Origin of the sequence: Actinotalea sp. Marseille-Q4924, assembly GCF_916618755.1 — a bacterium.
Taxonomy (GTDB): Bacteria; Actinomycetota; Actinomycetes; order Actinomycetales; family Cellulomonadaceae; genus Actinotalea.
The window spans coordinates 627,771-647,530 of the sequence record NZ_CAKAKB010000001.1 but is presented as its reverse complement, the minus strand read 5'-3'; the positions used below and the strand labels follow the sequence as shown (position 1 = coordinate 647,530).

Annotated in this window: 18 protein-coding genes and 1 pseudogene; 8 read left to right on the top strand and 11 right to left on the bottom strand. The window is 74.8% G+C overall.

The window, feature by feature from the left end; translation table 11 throughout:
• Positions 1–17: 17 nt before the first annotated feature.
• Positions 18–838 (top strand): annotated as a pseudogene (locus tag LG379_RS17030) (FAD-dependent oxidoreductase); the annotation flags it as partial.
• Between the two features lie 6 nt (positions 839–844).
• Positions 845–1,288 carry an oxidoreductase C-terminal domain-containing protein gene (locus LG379_RS17025; RefSeq protein ID WP_370634425.1) on the top strand — a complete coding sequence of 148 codons (444 nt, stop codon included), beginning with the start codon at positions 845–847 and terminating at the stop codon, positions 1,286–1,288.
• Between the two features lie 9 nt (positions 1,289–1,297).
• On the opposite strand, the gene LG379_RS03120 is transcribed toward LG379_RS17025, so the two are convergent.
• The 3 genes from LG379_RS03120 to purN form a co-directional block, all read right to left on the bottom strand.
• On the bottom strand, positions 1,298–1,921 hold the full coding sequence (locus LG379_RS03120; protein ID WP_225753111.1) for a DedA family protein: 624 nt from the start codon (positions 1,919–1,921) through the stop codon (positions 1,298–1,300).
• A 145-nt stretch (positions 1,922–2,066) separates the two neighbouring features.
• Positions 2,067–3,722 carry a bifunctional phosphoribosylaminoimidazolecarboxamide formyltransferase/IMP cyclohydrolase gene (purH, locus tag LG379_RS03115; RefSeq protein ID WP_225753110.1) on the bottom strand — a complete coding sequence of 552 codons (1,656 nt, stop codon included), beginning with the start codon at positions 3,720–3,722 and terminating at the stop codon, positions 2,067–2,069.
• Positions 3,723–3,982: 260 nt separating this feature from the next.
• Positions 3,983–4,639, bottom strand: a complete 657-nt coding sequence (gene purN, locus LG379_RS03110; RefSeq protein ID WP_225753109.1) for a phosphoribosylglycinamide formyltransferase — start codon at positions 4,637–4,639, stop codon at positions 3,983–3,985.
• Between the two features lie 67 nt (positions 4,640–4,706).
• Between purN and LG379_RS03105 the strand changes: the two genes are divergently transcribed.
• A complete protein-coding gene (locus LG379_RS03105; protein ID WP_225753108.1) occupies positions 4,707–5,270 on the top strand; it encodes a hypothetical protein in 564 nt (187 codons plus the stop codon).
• Here LG379_RS03105 and LG379_RS03100 read toward each other — a convergent pair.
• The 3 genes from LG379_RS03100 to LG379_RS03090 all read right to left on the bottom strand — a co-directional run bounded on the left by LG379_RS03100 (position 5,239) and on the right by LG379_RS03090 (position 10,217).
• The gene (locus LG379_RS03100; RefSeq protein WP_225753107.1) at positions 5,239–6,588 is read right to left on the bottom strand and encodes a DUF6350 family protein; all 1,350 of its coding nucleotides are present in this window, start codon (positions 6,586–6,588) and stop codon (positions 5,239–5,241) included. The genes LG379_RS03105 and LG379_RS03100 overlap by 32 nt on opposite strands.
• Before the next feature lie 86 nt (positions 6,589–6,674).
• Positions 6,675–9,389, bottom strand: a complete 2,715-nt coding sequence (locus tag LG379_RS03095) for an HAD-IC family P-type ATPase (protein WP_225753106.1) — start codon at positions 9,387–9,389, stop codon at positions 6,675–6,677.
• Between the two features lie 132 nt (positions 9,390–9,521).
• A complete protein-coding gene (locus tag LG379_RS03090; protein ID WP_225753105.1) occupies positions 9,522–10,217 on the bottom strand; it encodes a YafY family protein in 696 nt (231 codons plus the stop codon).
• 50 nt (positions 10,218–10,267) lie between these two features.
• Between LG379_RS03090 and LG379_RS03085 the strand changes: the two genes are divergently transcribed.
• On the top strand, positions 10,268–10,969 hold the full coding sequence (locus LG379_RS03085; protein WP_225753104.1) for an alpha/beta fold hydrolase: 702 nt from the start codon (positions 10,268–10,270) through the stop codon (positions 10,967–10,969).
• A gap of 96 nt (positions 10,970–11,065) precedes the next feature.
• Here the strand turns inward: LG379_RS03085 and sucD are convergent, their stop codons facing one another.
• The 3 genes from sucD to LG379_RS03070 all read right to left on the bottom strand — a co-directional run bounded on the left by sucD (position 11,066) and on the right by LG379_RS03070 (position 13,762).
• Positions 11,066–11,953, bottom strand: a complete 888-nt coding sequence (sucD, locus tag LG379_RS03080; RefSeq protein WP_225753103.1) for a succinate--CoA ligase subunit alpha — start codon at positions 11,951–11,953, stop codon at positions 11,066–11,068.
• 30 nt (positions 11,954–11,983) lie between these two features.
• Positions 11,984–13,162 (bottom strand): ADP-forming succinate--CoA ligase subunit beta, encoded by a 1,179-nt coding sequence (sucC, locus tag LG379_RS03075; protein ID WP_225753102.1) that lies wholly within the window; start codon positions 13,160–13,162, stop codon positions 11,984–11,986.
• 147 nt (positions 13,163–13,309) lie between these two features.
• Positions 13,310–13,762 carry a VOC family protein gene (locus LG379_RS03070; protein WP_225753101.1) on the bottom strand — a complete coding sequence of 151 codons (453 nt, stop codon included), beginning with the start codon at positions 13,760–13,762 and terminating at the stop codon, positions 13,310–13,312.
• A gap of 102 nt (positions 13,763–13,864) precedes the next feature.
• Between LG379_RS03070 and LG379_RS03065 the strand changes: the two genes are divergently transcribed.
• Together LG379_RS03065 and LG379_RS03060 are read left to right on the top strand one after the other, a co-directional pair.
• Complete coding sequence (locus LG379_RS03065; protein WP_225753100.1) at positions 13,865–14,257, top strand: VOC family protein; 393 nt, start codon at positions 13,865–13,867, stop codon at positions 14,255–14,257.
• Positions 14,258–14,351: 94 nt separating this feature from the next.
• Positions 14,352–14,639, top strand: coding sequence for a putative quinol monooxygenase (locus tag LG379_RS03060; protein ID WP_225753099.1), 288 nt, complete (start codon positions 14,352–14,354; stop codon positions 14,637–14,639).
• A 73-nt stretch (positions 14,640–14,712) separates the two neighbouring features.
• Here LG379_RS03060 and LG379_RS16975 read toward each other — a convergent pair whose 3' ends face one another.
• Positions 14,713–15,654 (bottom strand): cold-shock protein, encoded by a 942-nt coding sequence (locus tag LG379_RS16975; RefSeq protein ID WP_304522416.1) that lies wholly within the window; start codon positions 15,652–15,654, stop codon positions 14,713–14,715.
• A 230-nt stretch (positions 15,655–15,884) separates the two neighbouring features.
• On the opposite strand from LG379_RS16975, the gene LG379_RS03040 reads away from it, so the two are divergent.
• A complete protein-coding gene (locus LG379_RS03040) occupies positions 15,885–16,586 on the top strand; it encodes a hypothetical protein (protein ID WP_225753098.1) in 702 nt (233 codons plus the stop codon).
• A 154-nt stretch (positions 16,587–16,740) separates the two neighbouring features.
• Here the strand turns inward: LG379_RS03040 and pcrA are convergent, their stop codons facing one another.
• A complete protein-coding gene (gene pcrA / locus LG379_RS03035; RefSeq protein WP_225753097.1) occupies positions 16,741–19,281 on the bottom strand; it encodes a DNA helicase PcrA in 2,541 nt (846 codons plus the stop codon).
• A gap of 91 nt (positions 19,282–19,372) precedes the next feature.
• On the opposite strand from pcrA, the gene LG379_RS03030 reads away from it, so the two are divergent.
• Positions 19,373–19,750 carry a DUF2200 domain-containing protein gene (locus LG379_RS03030; protein WP_225753096.1) on the top strand — a complete coding sequence of 126 codons (378 nt, stop codon included), beginning with the start codon at positions 19,373–19,375 and terminating at the stop codon, positions 19,748–19,750.
• Positions 19,751–19,760: the final 10 nt, after the last annotated feature.

Below are 19,760 nucleotides of genomic sequence, written 5' to 3'. Positions count from 1 at the left end.
GGCCGATACCGTGAGGCGTGCTCCCCGCGACCCCCACCGCGCTCACGCGCGCGCCCCGTTCCGTCGTCGTGGTGGGCGCAGGCCTGGCCGGCGCCGGCACCGTCACGGCGCTGCGCGACCAGGGCTTCACCGGCCGGGTCACCGTGCTCGGCGCGGAGACGGAGGAGCCGTACGACCGCCCGCCCCTGTCCAAGGAGCTGCTGACCCGGACCACGCCGGCGCGCCTGTCGGACGAGATCGGCATCCGCCTGCACGCCGCCGACGACGTCCGCCTCGGCACCGCGGCCACGGGCCTGCACCTGGGCGGGGCGTCGGCGACGGGCGCGACGACCGCGCCGGTGACCGTGACGACCGCGGACGACGCGCTGGAGGCCGATGCGGTCGTCCTCGCCACCGGCGCGCGGGCCGTCCTGCCGAGCGCGTGGAGCGGGGCCCTCACGCTGCACACCGCTGCCGATGCCGCACTCCTGCGCGCCGCCCTGGCGCCGGGGCGCCGGCTCGTCGTCGTCGGGGCGGGGTGGATCGGGGCCGAGGTCGCCGGGGCGCGGCCGCCGCGGGCGTGGACGTCACGGTCGTCGAGGCCGCCGAGGCGCCGTTGGCGACGGCCCTCGGCGCCCGCGTCGGCGCCTGGACCCGGCCCTGGTACGAGGCGGCCGGGGTCCGGCTCCTCACGGCATCGCCCGTCGCGTCGGTCACGGCGGGCGAGGTCGCGCTCGGCGGGGGCGAGGTGCTCCCGGCCGACGTCGTCCTCGTGGCCGTGGGCGCGCGCCCCGCCTCGGCGTGGCTCGCCGGGAGCCTGCCGCTCGAGCCGGACGGGTCGCTCGCCGTCGACGAGGCGTACCGGGTGCTGGCCGTCCCCGATGCGCCCGTGGTCGCCCTCGGCGACCTGGCCCGACGCCGGTCGGCCCGGCACGGATGGGTCCCGGGCGGCCACTGGGACGGTGCCCTCAGGGCGCCCGGGGTCGCGGTGCGTCGTCTGCTCGGGGGCGCACCGCAGCCCGCCGACGACCTGGCGCCCTACGTCTTCTCCACGCAGCTCGGGCACGAGCTGGGGCTCTACGGCGCCCCGGCGGCGGACGACGACGTCGTCGTCCGGGGCGACGTCGAGGGCGCGTTCAGCGTGCTGTGGTTCGCCGCGGGCACCGACCGTCTCACGGCGGTGCTCGCCGTGGACCGGCCGCGCGACGTCGCAGCCGCGCGCAAGCTCTTCGCCGGGGCGACGCTGCCGCACCTGGACCGGGACGTCGTCGCTGAGGAGGGGCAGCCCCTGCGGGCGCCCCGGGCGTGAGGCGGCGGCTCAGGTCAGGATCTTGACCTGACGGACGACGAGCAGCGCGCACACGATCGCCACCAGCACGACGACGGCCGTGGAGACCGGACCCATCCAGCCCTCCACCCGCTCCCACTGACCGCCGAGGGTGTACCCCGCGTACAGGAAGATCGCGTTCCAGATGCCGCTGCCGAGGGCGGTGAGCCCGGTGAACCGGAGCAGGGGCATCCGCACCACGCCCGCGGGCACGGAGACGATGGACCGGAGCAGGGGCACGAACCGCGCGACGAGGACGACCTTGCTGCCGTGCCGGTCGAAGAAGCGCTCGCCGCGGTGCAGGTCCTCGGTGTTGAACAGGAGGAACCAGCGCTTCGCCGCGAGCCCGTGGAGCCGTTCGTACGCGATGAACGCACCGAGCCCGTAGAGCAGCCACGCGCCGACGAGCGACCCGAGCGTCGCGGCGACCCACGCCCCGACGAGGCTGATCCGGCCCTGGGCGGCGCTGAAGCCCGCGAACGGGAGGATCACCTCCGAAGGGATCGGCGGGACGACGTTCTCGAGCGCGATGAGGAGCCCGACGCCGACCTCCCCGATGCTGCCGATGACGTCGACCACCCATCCACCGATTCCGTCGACCTGCGCGTCCGCCATGGGGACAAGCATCCCGGACGTCGACGCGCGCTCCGTGCACCGACGTGGAGGAGCGGTGAAGACCGGGCGGCGCTGTCGTGGAGACCTCCCCGCGCGGGACGCGGGGAGCTCTCCACCGAGGCGTTCGGGGGCCGGACCCAGCGGGTCAGTGGGCGAAGTGGCGGGTTCCCGTGAGGTACATCGTCACGCCCGCCGCCCGGGCGGCCGCGACGACCTCCTCGTCCCGCACCGACCCGCCGGGCTGGACGACCGCGCGCACGCCGGCGTCCAGGAGCACCTGCAGGCCGTCGGCGAACGGGAAGAACGCGTCGGACGCCGCGACCGCCCCACGGGCGCGCTCGACGTCCCCGGTGTTCGCACGCTCGACCGCGAGCCGGCACGAGTCGACGCGGTTGACCTGGCCCATCCCGACGCCGACCGAGGCGCCGTCCCTCGCGAGCAGGATCGCGTTCGACCTCACCGCACGCACCGCGCGCCAGGCGAAGGTGAGGTCCGTGAGCGTGGCCTCGTCGGCGGGCTCCCCCGCCGCCAGCGTCCACGACGCCGGGTCGTCGCCGCCGCCGTCGACCACGGCGTCGATGCTGTCCACCGACTGCAGCAGCAGCCCGCCGGACACCGGCCGCATCTCGATGCCGCCGCCCGGGCTGCCCTCCACGACGAGGATCCGGAGGTTTTTCTTCCCCCGGAGCACCTCGAGCGCGTCGTCGTCGAAGCCGGGGGCGACGACGACCTCCGTGAACACCGGTGCGATCTGCTCGGCCGCCGCCCGCGTGATCGGACGGTTGGCGGCGATCACCCCGCCGAACGCGGAGACCGGGTCGCACGCGTGGGCGCGGGCGTGCGCCTCGGCCACGTCGGCGCCGACCGCGATGCCGCACGGGTTGGCGTGCTTGATGATCGCCACCGCCGGCGCCTCGTGGTCGTAGGCGGCGCGCCACGCGGCGTCGGCGTCGACGTAGTTGTTGTAGCTCATGGCCTTGCCGTGCAGCTGCTCCGCCTGCGCGAGCCCGGACGGACCGAAGCCGGACGTGTACAACGCCGCCCGCTGGTGGGGGTTCTCGCCGTACCGCAGGACGTCGGCGCGGTTCCAGGTGGCACCCATCCAGGCGGGGAAGCCGGTGCTCACCGGCCCGTCCTCGCCCTCCACCTCGTCCGTGGTGGTCAGCACGTTGCCGATCCACGACGCGACGGCGACGTCGTACGTCGCGGTGTGGACGAACGCCTCGGCGGCGAGCGCCCGCCGCTGCGCGAGCGTGAAGCCGCCGTCGGCGACCGCGTCGAGGACGGCGCCATACCGCGCCGGGTCGACGACGACCGCGACGCTCGGGTGGTTCTTCGCGGCGGCACGGACCATCGACGGGCCACCGATGTCGATCTGCTCGACGCACTCGTCGGGCGTCGCACCGGACATCACGGTCTCGACGAACGGGTAGAGGTTGACGACGACGAGCTCGAACGGTGCGACCTCGAGGGCCTCCAGCTGGGCCACGTGCTCGGGCCGCCGGGTGTCCGCGAGGATCCCCGCGTGCACCCGCGGGTGCAGCGTCTTGACCCGCCCGTCGAGGCACTCGGGGAAGCCGGTGAGGTCCTCGACCGGGGTGACCGCCAGGCCGGCGTCGGCGATGCGGGCGGCGGTCGAGCCGGTGGAGACCAGCTCCACGCCCGCGGCGGCCAGCGCGGTGGCGAGCTCGACCAGGCCGGTCTTGTCGTAGACGCTGAGCAGCGCCCGGCGCAGCGGACGTCGGGTCTCGGGCGCCGTGGCGTCCTCGACGAGGGGCAGGGTGGGAAGGTCGTGCGCCATGCGCTCTCCTGGGCTCGGGGCATCGCCGGACGGTCGGCGGAGCTGGGTCGGTCGGTGCGGCGGGACCGCCGGTCGGCGGCCACGCAGCTCGAGGGACCCAGGCACCCAGGCGGGCGGTGCGCTGCAGGGCACTGCGGCCGCTCCCCGGTGGTCGGTTCCACCCTCGCCAGTCGCGGCCGGGTGGAGTCTATCCAGCCGCGCGGTGCCGACGTCAGGGGCCGGGGTCGACCGCACGGACCTCACCCACCGTGAGCCGCCGGTCAGCCGCCGAGGCGGACCCGGCGACCCTCGACCGTCAGCCCGTGCCGGGCGACCCGCCCGACGACGTCGACGAGCAGCGCCCGCTCGACGACCTTGATGCGCTCGTGGAGCGCCTCCTCGTCGTCGTCGTCGCGGACCTCGACCACCTGCTGCGCGATCACCGGGCCGGTGTCCGTGCCCGCGTCGACGAGGTGGACGGTGCAGCCGGTCACCCGCACCCCGTACGCCAGGGCGTCGCGCACGCCGTGGGCCCCGGGGAACGCCGGGAGCAGCGCGGGGTGGGTGTTGAGCACGCGCTCGCCGAAGCGCCCCAGGAAGGGCGCGCCGAGGATCCGCATGAACCCGGCGCTCACCACCCACGCCGGCCCGAAGGACGCGACGGTCTTCGCCAGCGCCGCGTCCCAGGCGGCGCGGGCCGGGAAGTCCGCCGGCGCGACGACGGCGGTCGCCACCCCGGCGTCCCGCGCGACGCCCAGCCCGCCGGCGTCGGCCCGGTCGCTCACCACGCCCACGACGCGCGCGCCGTACGCCGGGTCGTCGTGCGCGGCCAGCAGCGCCGCGAGGTTCGAGCCGCCCCCGGAGACGAGGACGACGACGCGCGCCGCCGTCGGCACGAGGGCACGGTCGGCGGCAGCGGGTCCGGGCGCGGAGCTCACACGGCGGACCTTAGCGGCGGCCGTGGGCGCACGGGCGAGGTCGTCCCCAGGTGTGAGACTTGTCCCCGTGACGAACCCGTACGCCCCGCCCCCGGACGACCACCGGCGTGACGCGGACGGCGACGCACCGACCGACGCCCCCACCGGGGCCCCCGGGCCGCAGCCGGGGCGGGACCTCCCCGCGGAGCGCTACGGCCGCCGCCCCGCCGCGCCGCAGTCGCCGCGTCGACCCGAGGACCCTGCCGCCTTCGAGGCGCTGCGGAGCCGCCTCGGCCTGTTCCTCCTGCTCCTCGTGGCGTCGCTGCTCGTCCTCACGCTGCCGCTGCCGTTCCAGGCGGCGTCGATCGTCTTCTCGGCCTGGGCCGTCGTCGTGGGCGCGCGCGCCGTCGCGGCCGCCTGGCGTGCGGGGATCCGCCGCGCTGCCGTGCCGCTCGCCGCGGCCCTCGTCGGCATCGCGATGTGGATGACGCTGTCCGCCGCCCTGCAGCTGGCCCTGTGGCCGGTGCTCCAGGACCGGCAGGACTGCTTGCGCGAGGCGTTGACCACGTCGGCCCGGGAGTCCTGCGAGGACCGCTACCAGCGGGACATCGAGGACCGCCTCAACGGTCTGATGCGGCCGGCCGACGCCTGACCCGGTCGGCGGTCGCGCGGGCGGTCCCCGCGACGGCCGCGCGCACGTGCCGGTCGGCGGGCAGGGCGACGACGGCGGCCCCCGCGAGCGCGAGCCCTCCCGTGACCGCCGCGACGAGCAGCGCCGACCCGCCGACGACCGCCATGCGCCCCGGCCCGACCGCGCCACCGGCCGCGAGCGTGAGCGCGCCGAGCAGCAGCGCGGCGGTGACCGCGAGGACACCGACGGCCGCCGGGGCGTGCCGGCCGCGCGAGGTCGCCTCCGCCCGGTGGACGTACCACCCGCCCGCCGCCCCCGCGAGCACGACCAGCACCGGCACCACGACGAGCACGCCGCCCGCGGCGCGTTCCGTCGGCAGCGAGCCGAGCACCGGCAGCGCGGGCAGCGCGGCCGCCGTGACCTCCGCCGGGGAGTACAGCGTGCCGGCGCCGACGGAGAAGCCCGGGCCGACGACCCAGGCCGTCGCCCACGCGACGAGGTTCGGCACGACCGCGAGCTGCGCCACGGCGAGGAGCGCCCCGCCGAGCAGGTCCACCCGGAGCCCGGTGATGACGTCGCCCGTCGACGCGCGCCCGGAGAAGGCCCACCAGCACGTCACGGCGGCACCGGAGAGGAGCAGCAGCCCGCCGACGACGACGCCCCCGCCGACCCCGGCGGCGACGAAGGGCGGGAGGCGTCGCATCCCACGCCGGACGCGTCGGCCCAGCTGGGCCGTGCCGAGGCCGGTGCCCACCGTGACCAGCACGGTCGCACCGACCAGGGTGCGCACCACGGCGGCCGCACCGGCCCCCGCAGGCCCGGCGCCCCCGACACCGACGAGGACCACGACGACGAGCGCGAGGTAGCCGACGACGCCGGCCCACCAGGCCGACGCGGTCGGGTACGCCGAGCGGCGGGCGGAGGCGTACGCGACGAACAGGACGAGGGCCGACAGCCCGAGCGGCACGAACGTGATCGTCGTCGCCCCCGCGGGCAGCATCCCGCCGTGCCCGAGGAGCCAGACCGCCCCGGCGACGACGACGGCGCGCGGCCAGCCGACGTCGGCGTTGGACGGGTCCGCGGACGTCGCGACGTAGGCCGCGAGCGCCGGAGCGGTGACCACGAGCAGGGACAGGACGGCGGCCTGCACGCCCGCCAGCAGCCCGGAGACCCACGACGGCGCGCCGTCGTCGCCGCCGTAGCCGCTCAGTGCCGCGCGCAGGCGCCGGGCCGTGGCGCGCGGGGAGCGCAGCGCCCCGAGGGCTGCGCCGGCGCGGGTGGCCCGTGCCGCCCCGGGCGTGCGCGAGCGCAGCGCGTCGGGCAGCACGGGGGTCCTCACCCCGTCATGGTCCCCCGGGCCGTGCGGAGCCCCGGTCAGGGCGGTGGGCGTGTCGGCGGGCGACGCTGCTCACACGGCGGAGCGGGCTACATCCGGTGCACGCCCCGCCCACGCCAGAACGCCTTCTCCACCTCGACGGCGAGGAACACCAGCATCCCGAGCCCGCCGAGCACGAGCCACGACGTCCCGCCCAGGGGGACCGTCTTGAACACCGCCTGGAGGGGCGGGGCGTACGTGAACGCGAGCTGCAGCACGATCATGATCCCGACGACCACCCACACGGCCCGGTTGCCCGTGACGGCGACCCGGGCCAGCGCCGTGCCGGTGAACCGACGGGCGTGGAAGAGGTAGAGGATCTCGGCGAACGCGAGGGCGTTGACCGCCGTCGTCCGGGCGAGCTCCACCGAGCTGCCGCGCCCGAGCTCCCACTCGTAGGCGGCGAGCGCCGCGGCTGCGAGGAGCAGGCTGACGACGACGACGCGCGCCAGCAGCGGCGCCGTCAGGAGCCGCTCGCTGGCCGGCCGGGGCGGCTGGTCCATGACGTCCTTCTCGCCCGGCTCCCAGGCGAGCGCGAGGGCGAGCGTCACGGCGGTGACCATGTTGATCCACAGCACCTGGCTGACGCTCACCGGCACCGCGATCCCGAGGACGAGCGCGACGAGGATGAGGGCCGCCTGTCCGCCGCTGGTCGGCAGGATGAAGAGCAGCGACTTCTTGATGTTGTCGTAGACGACCCGGCCCTGGTGCACGGCACGGGCGATCGTCGCGAAGTTGTCGTCGGTGAGGACGACGTCCGAGGCGTCCCGCGCCGCGTCGGTGCCCCGACCGCCCATCGCGACGCCGACGTCGGCCGCCTTGAGCGCGGGCGCGTCGTTGACGCCGTCGCCGGTCATCGCGACGTACGCGCCGTGGGACTGCAGCGCCCCGACGAGCCGGATCTTGTGCTCGGGGCTGGCGCGTGCGACCACGTCGTGGTCGACGGCCGCCTGCCGGAGCTCCGCGTCGTCCATGGCCTCGACGCGCGCGCCCGTCAGCGCGTCGCGCGCGTCGAGCCCGAGGCGTCGGCCGATCGCCGCCGCGGTGACGCCGTGGTCGCCGGTCACCATGACGACACGCACGCCGGCCCGCCGGCACTGCGCCACGGCGTCCGCGGCCTCGTCGCGCGGCGGGTCCATGATCCCGACCATCCCGACGACCTCGAGGTCGGGCAGGTCGTCCATCGAGATCGACCTGCGGCCGGCCGGGACCTCCGCCCGCGCGACGGCCAGGACCCGCTCGCCCTGCGCGGCGGCGTCGTGCACCCGCTGCGGCCAGGCACCGTCGTCGGCGGCGCACAGGGCGAGCACCGCCTCGGGTGCGCCCTTGCAGAGCACCCAGGCGCGGCCGTCGCCGTCGTGGTGGAGGGTGGCCATGAAGCGGTGCTCGGACTCGAAGGGCACGACGTCCGTGCGCGGGAGATGGCGGGCGAGCGCGGCCGGCTCCTCACCGGACTTGAGCGCGAGCGTCACGAGGGCGGCCTCGGTGGGGTCGCCGGTGGTCCGCCACTCCTCGCCGTCGCGCTCCACCCGGGCGTCGTTGCACAGCGCACCGCCGACGACGACGTCGCGCAGGCCGGCGAGCGCGGTCGGCTCGACGGTGGCGCCGTCGGCGTCGGTGAACCGACCCTCAGGGCCGTACCCCGTGCCGGTGACGAGGACCTCGCCGTCGGGCAGCAGCACCCGCACGGCCGTCATCTCGTTGCGCGTGAGGGTGCCGGTCTTGTCGGTGCAGATGACGCTGACCGATCCGAGCGCCTCCACGGCCGGGAGGCGGCGGATGATGGCGTTGTTCGCGGCCATGACCCGCGTGCCGATCGCGAGGATGATCGTCACGACGGCGGGCAGACCCTCGGGGATCGCCGCGACCGCCATGCCGACGACGACGAGGAACGCCTCGCCGGGCTCCATCCCGCGCCCGAGCCAGGCGAGCGCGAACGCGCCGACGGCGACGACGAGGACCAGGCCGGTGATCTGCGTCGCGAGCTGCCCGAGCCGGCGGGTCAGCGGCGTGTCCAGCGCCGGTGCCTCGCCGACGAGCGCCCCGATGCGGCCGACCTCGGTGCGCGGGCCCGTGCCGACGACGACGCCCAGGCCGCGCCCCGCGACCACGAGGGTGCCCGAGAAGGCGCTGCTGGTCCGGTCGCCGATGCCGGCGTCCGCGGCGACGGCGTCCGTGGTCTTGTCGACCGGCAGGGACTCGCCCGTCAGCGCGGACTCCTCGATGCGGAGGTCCCGCACGGACACCAGGCGCAGGTCCGCCGGCACGCGGTCGCCGGACTCCAGCAGCACGACGTCGCCGGGGACGAGGTCCGCCGCGTCGAGCGTGCGCCGCCGTCCGCCGCGCTCGACCGTCGCGGTCGTGGCGAGCATCGCGCGGACCGCCGCGAGCGCCCCCTCCGCCTTGCCCTCCTGGATGAAGCCGATGACCGCGTTGATGAGGACGACACCGACGATGACGGCGGAGTCGACGTAGTCGCCGAGGAGGAACGTCACGACGCCGGCGGCGATGAGGACGAGGATGAGCGGGTTGTCGAGCTGGCCGAGGAACCGGCGCAGGGGGCCGCGCTCCCGCTTCTCCGGCAGGCGGTTCGGGCCGACGTCGCGCAGTCGTGCCGCGGCGTCGTCCTCCGCGAGACCGTCCGCGACGTCCGTGCCGAGGCGCGCGACGACGTCGTCGGCGGACAGCGCGTGCCAGGCCGGCTCGGTGGCCGGTGGTGCCGCGCCCCGGTCGGCGGGTGCCGTCGTGCGCGTGCTGTCGTCCATGCGTCGTGCTCCTCCGGTCGCCTCCGTCCATCGGACCACGCGCGGTGGCGCCGGGACAGCCCGAACGTCCCGTCCCCTCTCAGGACGGGCTGCGCACCGGCGTCCGCGCCGCGAGGCGCACCGTCGCCCGGCTCAGAGGTCCGCGACGGGGTGGGCCGTCGGCGGCGGCGTGCCGACGGCCTCGAGCGGGATGTCCCTGGCGGGCACCGACGTGACGTGGGCGGCCCGGATCTCGTCGAGCCGGATCCACCGGAGGGCGTCGTCGGAGCGGCAGTGCCCCACGAGGAACCACGCGCCCCGGGTGTGCGCGAGCAGCACGGGGTCGACCGTCGAGGCGCGGACCCCGCCGTGCCCGTCGCCGTACCGGAGCGACAGGACGCGCCGCTCCTGGAGGGCCTGCTCCACCGCACGCCGCGTCCGGGCGGGCGTCCCGCCGTCGACGCCGTCGATCCACAGGCGGGCGCCCAGGGCGGTGGCGCGCTGTCGCGCGTCCGGTCCCATGACGTCGAGGATCTTCGCGAGCGCCGCGCGGGCGTGGCTGTCGAAGGGCTGGCCGCGGTGCGCGGCCACCGCGGCGGCGAGACCGGACACCTCGGCAGGGGTCACGTTCACCGGCGGGAGCGTGGCCGCGGCGTCGACGACGTAGCCGCCGCCGGGGCCGGGACGCGCCCACACGGGGAAGCCGCCCTGCTGCAGCGTCGAGATGTCGCGCTTGATGGTCCGGACGCTCACGTCGAGGGAGGCGGCCAGCCGGGCGGCGCTGCGTCCCGCGGACCCGGCTCTGCGCAGCTCCTCCCGCAGTGCGTAGAGGCGATCCGTCCGGCTCATACGGAGATGGTGACATACCGGTGACATCGCGAGCCGCGAGGCTGGCTGGCATGACCATGTCACCGCATCCGCCCGTCCGTCCCCCCGTCCTGCTCGTCAGCGGGGCAGGCCTCCCGGCGTGGGTCTGGGACGGCACGCGCGCCGCGCTGGCCGACACGCACGCGTCCACGGTGGCCGCGCGGCCGACCCCGGTCTCCACCGCACGGCTGCCCGACTACGTCGAGGCCGCCGTCGCCGCGGCCCCACCGGGTCGGTTCGCCGTCGTCGCGCACTCGTCCGGCGGTCTCGTCGGCGCCGAGGTCGCGCGGTTGCTGCCCGACCGCGTCGTCGCGCTGCTGGCCGTGTGCGCCGTCGTGCCCGGGCCCGGGGGCTCGTTCCTGTCGGCGATGCCCGCGCCGCAGCGCTGGGTCCTCCGGGCGGCGATGCGGGTCGCCGGGACGCGACCGCCGGACTCCGCCGTGCGGCGTGGGCTCGCAGCGGGTCTCGACCGCACGGCGACGGAGCGCCTCCTCACCGACCTCACCGCGGAGTCGGCCCGCCTCTACCGGGACGGGACCACCCGAGCTCCCCTCCCCGTCCGGCGTGGCTACGTACGCACGAGCCGCGACCGCGAGCTGCCGACACCCCTGCAGGAGCGGTTCGCCGAGCGCCTCGACGCCTCGTGGTGCGCGGACCTCGACACCGGGCACCTGCCCATGCTCGAACGGCCCGACGCCACGGCCGACACCATCAGGCGCTTCCTCGCCGCGTGACCCCCGCCGCGTGTCCCGCCGCGCCACGCAACCACGACGACGACGGCGCCGCACCCTCGCGGGGACGGCGCCGTCGGGACGCGTGGGGACGGACGGTCAGGACATCAGCCGACGCATGAGGTCGGCGGTCTCCGACGGCGTCCTGCCGACCTTGACCCCGGCGGCCTCGAGGGCCTCCTTCTTGGCCTGCGCGGTGCCGGACGAGCCGGAGACGATCGCGCCGGCGTGACCCATCGTCTTGCCCTCGGGGGCGGTGAAGCCCGCGACGTAGCCGACGACCGGTTTGGTGACGTTGGCCTTGATGAACTCGGCCGCGCGCTCCTCGGCGTCGCCGCCGATCTCGCCGATCATGACGATGGCCTCGGTCTCGGGGTCCGCCTCGAACGCCGCCAGGGCGTCGATGTGCGTCGTGCCGATGATCGGGTCCCCACCGATGCCGATCGCGGTGGAGAACCCGAAGTCCCGCAGCTCGTACATCATCTGGTAGGTCAGCGTGCCGGACTTGGACACGAGGCCGATCTTGCCGGGGCCCGTGATGTCCGCGGGGATGATCCCGACGTTGGACTTCCCCGGGCTGATGATGCCGGGGCAGTTCGGGCCGATGAGGCGCACGCCCTTGGCCTGCGCGGCGGTGAAGAACTCCGCCGTGTCCGCGACGGGGACGCCCTCGGTGATGATCACCGTGAGGGGCATGCCGGCGTCGACGGCCTCGAGCACGGCCGACTTGGTGAAGGCCGGCGGCACGAAGATCACCGACACGTCGGCACCGGTCGCCTCCATCGCCTCGGCGACGGAGCCGAAGACGGGGATGTCGACGGTGCCCTCCCCCTGGGGGAAGGACACGGACGTGCCGGCCTTGCGGGGGTTGACGCCGCCCACGACGGTGGTGCCCGAGGCGAGCATGCGCGTCGTGTGCTTCATGCCCTCGGAGCCGGTCATGCCCTGGACGATGACCTTGGAGGCCTCGGTCAGGAAGATCGCCATCTGTCTGTTCTCTCTTCTCTGCTCGGGGTCTCAGACGGCCGCGGCGGCGTACGCCAGCTGGGCGGCCTTGTCGGCGCCGCCGTCCATGGTGTCGGCCAGGGTGACCAGCGGGTGGTTCGCGGCCCGCAGGATCGCGCGGCCCTCGGCGACGTTGTTGCCGTCCAACCGCACGACGAGCGGCTTCGTGGCGTGGTCGCCGAGGATCTCCAGCGCCTTGACGATGCCGTTGGCGACGGCGTCGCACGCCGTGATGCCGCCGAAGACGTTCACGAAGACGCTCTTGACCTGCGGGTCCCCGAGGATGACGTCGAGGCCGGCCGCCATGACCTCGGCCGAGGCGCCGCCGCCGATGTCGAGGAAGTTCGCGGGCGCGACGCCGCCGTGCGCCTCACCGGCGTAGGCGACCACGTCCAGCGTGCTCATGACCAGGCCGGCGCCGTTGCCGATGATGCCGACGGAGCCGTCGAGCTTGACGTAGTTGAGGTCGTGCTCCTTGGCCTGCGCCTCCAGCGGGTCCGCCGACTCGGCGTCCTCCAGCTCGGCGTGGTCGGGGTGCCGGAAGTCCGCGTTGCCGTCGAGCGTCACCTTGCCGTCGAGGGCGACGATGCGGCCGTCCTCGGTCTTGACGAGCGGGTTGACCTCGACGAGGGTCGCGTCCTCCTCCGCGTAGACGGTCCACAGCCTCTGGATCGTCGCGACGACCTGGTCGCGGATGTCCTCGGCGAAGCCGGCCGCGTCGACGATCTCCTCGGCCTTCGCCTGGTCGATGCCCACCAGCGGGTCGACCGCGACCCGGGCGAGCGCCTCGGGACGCTCCACGGCGAGCTGCTCGATCTCGACCCCGCCCTCGACGCTGGCCATCGCGAGGTAGCGGCGCTCCGCGCGGTCCAGCAGGACGGAGAAGTAGTACTCCTCGGCGATCTTCGCGCCGGCCGCGATCATGACGCGGTGGACGGTGTGGCCCTTGATGTCCATGCCGAGGATCTCGCGGGCGCGGTCCTCCGCCTCCTGCGGCGAGTGGGCGAGCTTGACGCCGCCGGCCTTGCCGCGGCCACCCGTCTTGACCTGAGCCTTGACGACGACGGTCCCACCGCCGAGCTGCTCGGCCGCCGCGCGGGCCTCCTCCGGCGTGGTCGCCACGACGCCGCCCAGCACGGGCACCCCGTGCTTCTCGAAGACGTCCCGTGCCTGGTACTCGAACAGGTCCACCCTGTCGCCCTTCCGTCGAATCGGCCCCGGCCGTTCGTGGCCGCGTCGCCCCCGCGATGGTAGCCCTCGCCCGAAGATCTCTTCACATCGAGATATCTCGGCCCGGGCGTGAAGCCGGTCACAGGCGACGGCTCGGGCGCGCCCCCCTCAGGTCGCGCAGAACTCGTTGCCCTCGGGGTCGGTCATGACCCACCAGTGGCCCACAGGCCCCTCGTCGATCTCGCGCAGGCGACGGGCTCCGAGGCCCTCCAGGCGGCCGACCAGCTCCTCCAGCCTGCCTCGCTCACCATGGATGTCGATGTGGAGGCGGTTCTTCACGGTCTTGGACTCCGGCACGTCCTGGAACAGGATCCTCCGTCCCTGGCCGATGCCGCTCGTCTCGTCGAACGGGTCGTCAGGGTGCCGGATCGCGGCGTAGCCGCGGAAGAGACGCATGCCGGCGTGCTCGGTGACGACCTCGGCGGGTACCTGGCCGGCCTCCAGGAGCTGCTCCACGAGGCGGCTCGGGTCCTCGACCACGTAGCCGAGCGCCGCCGCCCAGAAGTCCGCGAGCGCAGGCGCGTCCCGGGTGTCCACCACGAGCTTCCAGCTGAGTGCCACGGACCGGTTCTACCGCTCGCACCGGGACGACGCCAGCGCGCCGGCGGGCACCGGCGCTGCCCGGGCCGATGAGTTCCGTGCCCGCGCTCGGTCTACCCAGGCATGACCACCGCACCTGCCCCGCAGGCCTCCCTCGCGACCGCCATGTTCGGCGTGTCCGACCAGGACGCCGCCCTCTCCTTCTACACGGACACGCTCGGCTGGGAGCTGCGCGGCGACGCCCGCTTCGGCCCCGACGGCGAGCACCGCTGGCTCGAGGTGGCCCCTCCCGGGTCCACCGCCCGGCTCGCCCTCAACCCGCCCATGGGCGGGACGCCGGGCGGTTCGGCGATCGGCGTCGAGGTTCCGGACGTGCTCGCCGAGCACGCGCGCCTCAGCTCCGTCGGCGGCATCGACCTGGACCCGGCGCCGAACCAGATGCCCGGGGCGCCACTGCTCTTCGCCCTGCGGGACCCGGACGGCAACCACATCTGGATCGTCTCGGCCACGGACTGAGGACCACGAACGGCCGCGGGCGGACCACCTCGCGGCCACGACCTCGAGCCGCCCCGTCGCCGCCAGAGACCACCCACCGCCCTCGGAGGAACAGATGATCATCGTTGCCGGGCACCTCGTCGTCGATCCCCCGGTCCGGGAGTCCTATCTCTCCGACTGCGCCGACGTCGTCCGCCAGGCCCGCGCCGCTGACGGCTGCCTCGACTTCAGCCTCGCGGCGGACGTCCTGGACCCCGGTCGCATCAACGTCTTCGAACGCTGGGTGTCACGAGCCGCCGTGGAGACGTTCCGCGGGAGCGGACCCAGCGACGAGCAGAGCGCCGCCATCCTCGCCGCGTCCGTGGCGGAGTACGACGTCTCCGGCGAGCGATCGTTGACGTGACGGCTGATGCCGGTGCCCGCGGCGAGGGCGGGCATGGCGGGAGCCGGGCTCGGCCGCCGGACCACCGTCCGGCTCAGAGCCGTTCGACGCGGTCCGCCTGCGGTCCCCGATCGCCCTGACGGACCGTGTACCGGACCCGGTCGCCCTCCTCCAGCGCCTGGGCGCCCTTCACGACCGACACGTGCACGAACAGGTCCGCGCCGCCCGCGTCCGGGGCGATGAAGCCGAAGCCGCGGTCGGCGTCGTAGCGCGCGACGACGCCCTCGCCGCCGCGCACCGGCGCCCCGGACGTCTCCTGGCGGCCCGACCTGCCGCGGGCGGGCGCCGTGGGAGCGCCCCGCCGCGCGGCACCGCCCACGAGCCGCACGTCGCGGGCCTGCAGCCCCCGCTCGCTCGCGGCGACGTCGAAGGTGATGCGATCGCCCTCGGACAGCTCGGTCAGCCCTCCGGCCAGCGCGCGGGCATGGACGAAGACGTCCTCCCCGCCGGAGTCCTGGGTGGCGAACCCGAACCCCTTCTCCGCGTCGTAGAAGGACACGGTGCCGTCCGCCCCGTCGGCCGCCACGACCTGCTGGGCAGCCTCCGCACCGAGGGGCAGCAGGTGGTCCGCCTGCGGCCCCTTCTCCCCCTCCACCACCAGGAACGCCACGCGCTGCCCGTCCACGATCACGCCGCCACCCACGATGGCCGAGCTGTGCACGAAGATCTCGGCGCCACCACCGTCGGGGGCGATGAAGCCGTACCCCTTGGTCGGCTCGTACCAGCTGACGGTGCCGAGCACGCCCAGGGGCCCGTCGACGGCCTGGTCGCCCGTGACCCGGACGCGGCGCGCCTGCGGGCCGCGGTCCCCCTCGCCCACCTCGAACTCGACGACCTGCCCCTCCCGGAGGAGCCGCGTCCCGTCGCCGCCGAGGATCTCGGACGCGTGCACGAACAGGTCCTCGGCGTCGCCTCCGAGGTCGAGGAAGCCGAACCCCCGGTCGGCGTCGAACCAGCGGACGGTTCCCTGGGGCACGGTGGTGACTCCTCGTCGGTGGGATGGGCGTTGTCGCCCAGTCTCCCGCAGAACCGCGGCGGCGGCGGCGCGCCTCCGCGCCACCCGATCCTCACCTGTGCCGTGCCTCCTCGCCGCCACCGTGCCGATCTGTACGGATCCGTGGCGATCCGACCCATCTGCTCCACTCCCGGTTCCGAACCTCACGGGACGGCGGGGCCCACCCGCCCGGTCGAACCGAGGAGCAGACAGTGAACAAGCGACACGGCACGGCACGACTCGGCACCACCGCGGCGGCTCTCTGCGCCGTCGCTCTCGTCGGAGCCACCCCGGCCCTGGCCCACCCGCAGGAGGGGAACCGCGGCCAGGACAAGACGGTCACGCTCAACGCGGACCTCGCAGCGCTCAACGGCTCCGGCGCGCACGGCACGGCGACCGTCGTCGTCCGCAACCAGAAGATCCTCTCCGCCGAGGTGCACGCCCACGGCCTCACGCCGGACGCCCCCCACGCCCAGCACATCCACTACGGCGACGACGCCCGCAACGAGTGCCCGGGCCTGTTCGACGACGCCGACGGCGACGGCCGCATCAACACGGTCGAGGGCGTGCCCGCCTACGGCCCTGTCGTCCTCTCCCTGACCACCACGGGCGACACCTCCCCCGCCAGCGTTCTCGCCGTGGACCGGTTCCCGGTCGCGCAGGACGGCAGCTACCACTACCAGCGCGGAGACATGAACGTCACCCGGGTGGCCGGCACCGGCTACGCCGGTGGCGAGGGCACGCCGAAGCAGATCGCCGACGCGATCCGCGCCGGTGAGGGCGTCCTCGTCATCCACGGCGTCGACTACGACGGCGACGGGATGTACAGCTTCAGCGACGAGGGCGCCAGCGAGCTGGACCCGAGCCTGCCCGCCGAGGCGACCGACCCGGCGGTCTGCGGCATCCTGCGCTGACCTGCACGGTTGTCTGTGCGGACGCCCGCACCGGCCCACGCTGACACCGTGCCTGTGCGCCGAGACCGTGCCCCTGGAGGCACGGTCTCGGCGTCGGTGCACGGCCGACGAAGGCACACCGAGAGCGCGGCGGGTCGCCGCTGCGAGCGGTGCTTCAGAGCTTGGTGACCGGCGAGTAGCGCAGCAGGAGGCGCTTGGTGCCGTCCGCACCGAAGTCGATCTTCGCGACGGCGTTCGGCCCGGCGCCCTCGACCGCGACGACGGTCCCCATGCCGTAGGCGTCGTGGGTCACCTTGTCCCCGATCTCCAGAGAGGGGACATCACCGGCCGGCCGCGGTGTGGCCGAGCCGAACGTGGCGCCCGTGGAGGGCAGGGCCTTGCGCGTGACGACCGGGCTGTCGAGGTCCCGGCGCGGGCGCGATCCTCCGGAGCCGCCGCGGCTGCCCCACGCCGAGGCACCGGACCCCCACCCGCTGCTGCCGCCGGCCCGCAGGACGGCCATGCTCGACTCCTTGCGCTTCCAGTCGACGAGCTCCTCCGGGACGTCGTCGAGGAATCGGCTGGCGGGGAACTCGTTGGGGGCCCCCCACGCCGTCCGGACGGCAGCGCGGGAGATGTAGAGGCGGAGCCGGGCGCGCGTCAGTCCGACGTAGGCGAGGCGCCGCTCCTCCGCGAGCTCGTCGGGGTCCGACAGCGAGCGCAGGTGCGGGAACGTCCCGTCCTCCCAGCCGGTCACGAAGACCACGGGGAACTCCAGCCCCTTCGCGGTGTGCAGCGTCATGAGGGTCACGACGCCCTGCTCCCGCGCGGCGGCGACGGCCGCCTCGACGTCCTCGCCCTCACGGACGTCCGGGATCTGGTCGGAGTCGGCGACGAGCGAGACGCGCTCGAGGAAGTCCGTGAGGTCGCCGTCCGGCTCGGCCTGCTCGAACTCCGTGGCGACCGCGTGGAGCTCGGCGAGGTTCTCGACGCGCGTGCCGTCCTGCGGGTCGTCGCTGGCGCGGAGGTCGGCGAGGTAGCCCGTGCGGTCCAGGACCGCGCCGAGCACCTCGGCGGGGCCGGCGCCGGAGGCTGCCAGGTCCCGCAGGCCGGCCATGAGCTCGGCGAACGCCCGCAGGCCCGTGACCGCGCGCGTCCCCACGCCCGGGGCCTCGTCGGCCCGCTCGAGAGCGGCGCCGAACGAGATGCGCTCCCGCTCGGCGAACGCGGCGACCATCGCCTCGGACCGGTCCCCGAGCCCGCGCTTGGGCGTGTTGAGCACCCGGCGCACGTTGACGTCGTCGTCGGGGTTCGCGATGGCGCGCAGGTACGCGACGGCGTCCTTGATCTCCTTGCGCTCGTAGAAGCGCGTGCCCCCGACGACCTTGTACGGCAGGCCGACGCGGATGAGCACCTCCTCGAGCGCCCGGGACTGGGCGTTGGTCCGGTAGAAGACGGCGACGTCGCCCGGCCGCACGCCCTCCGCGTCCCCGAGGCGGTCGATCTCCTCCGCGACGAACCGCGCCTCCTCGTGCTCGTTGTCCGCGACGTACCCGACGATCTGCGGGCCGGCGCCGGAGTCGGTCCACAGCCGCTTCGGCTTGCGACCCGGGTTGCGGGAGATGACGGCGTTCGCCGCGGACAGGATCGTCTGGGTCGACCGGTAGTTCTGCTCCAGCAGGATCGTGCGGGCGTCCGGGTAGTCCGCCTCGAACTCGAGGATGTTGCGGATGGTGGCGCCGCGGAACGCGTAGATGGACTGGTCCGCGTCGCCGACGACGGTCAGCTCCGCCGGCACGCCCTGCTCGCCGGCCGCCGCGAGCTCCCGCACCAGCACGTACTGCGCGTGGTTGGTGTCCTGGTACTCGTCGACGAGGATCTGCCGGAACCGCCGGCGGTAGTGCTCGGCGACCTCCGGGAACGCCTGCAGCAGGTGCACCGTGGTCATGATGAGGTCGTCGAAGTCCAGGGCGTGCGCCGCCCGGAGCCGCTGCTGGTAGCGCGTGTAGACCGAGGACAGGACCGCGTCGAACTGGTCCGCCTCCCCCGACGCCGCCCCGGAGCTCTGCGCGTAGGTGTCCGGGTCGACGAGCTCGTCCTTGAGCTTGGAGATCTTCGACGCGAGCGCCCGGGCGGGGTACTTCTTGATGTCGAGGTCCAGCTCGCGGGCTACCAGCGTCAGCAGACGCTGGGAGTCGGCCGAGTCGTAGATGGAGAAGGACGACCGCATGCCGAGCGCGGCGTGCTCGCGCCGCAGGATGCGCACGCACGCCGAGTGGAAGGTCGACACCCACATCGAGCGGGCCGCAGGTCCGACGATGCTCTCGACGCGCTCGCGCATCTCGCCGGCGGCCTTGTTCGTGAAGGTGATCGCCAGGACCTCCGACGGACGCACCTGGTGCGTCGCCAGCTTGTGCGCGATCCGGTGCGTCAGGACGCGCGTCTTGCCGGAGCCCGCCCCCGCGACGATGAGGAGCGGGGAGCCGGCGTGCAGCACCGCCTCGCGCTGCTCGGTGTTGAGGCCCTCGAGGAGCGAGTCCGCACGTGCGGTGTCCCGGGCCTGGGCTGTGCCCGCCGGGACGTCTGCCGGCGCGTCACCTGCCGGGCCCGGGGCGTCGTCGTCGGCGGTCGGGCGCGGCGGGACCGCCCGCGGGAGGCGACCCTCGGCGGTGCGGGGGACGCCGGCCAGCGGGAGGTCGGAGAAGAGCGTGTCCATGTCGAGGTCCAGGGTAGGCGCGGCCCCTGACAGACGCGGCACGGCTAGCCTGGGCGAGAGTCAGGCCCGCCCGCGGAACGGAGGAGGCGAGATGGCCGGACACCGGATCTTCGGCGCGAGCTTCGCGAGCATCTACCCGCTGTACGTCGCCAAGGTGGAGCGGAAGGGCCGCACCCGCGACGAGGTGGACCGGGTCATCACCTGGCTCACCGGCTACGACACGGCCGGCCTCGAGGCGGCGGTCGCCTCCGACGTCGACCTGGAGACCTTCTTCGCCCGGGCGCCGGCGATGAACCCGCACACCTCCGAGATCCGGGGCGTCGTGTGCGGTGTCCGGGTCGAGGAGATCGACGACCCGCTCATGCAGCAGATCCGGTGGATGGACAAGCTCGTCGACGAGCTGGCGCGCGGCAAGGCGATGGCGTCGATCCTCCGCGGCGAGGGGAGCAGCGCGGCCGGACGTCGCTGAGCCCGTTCGC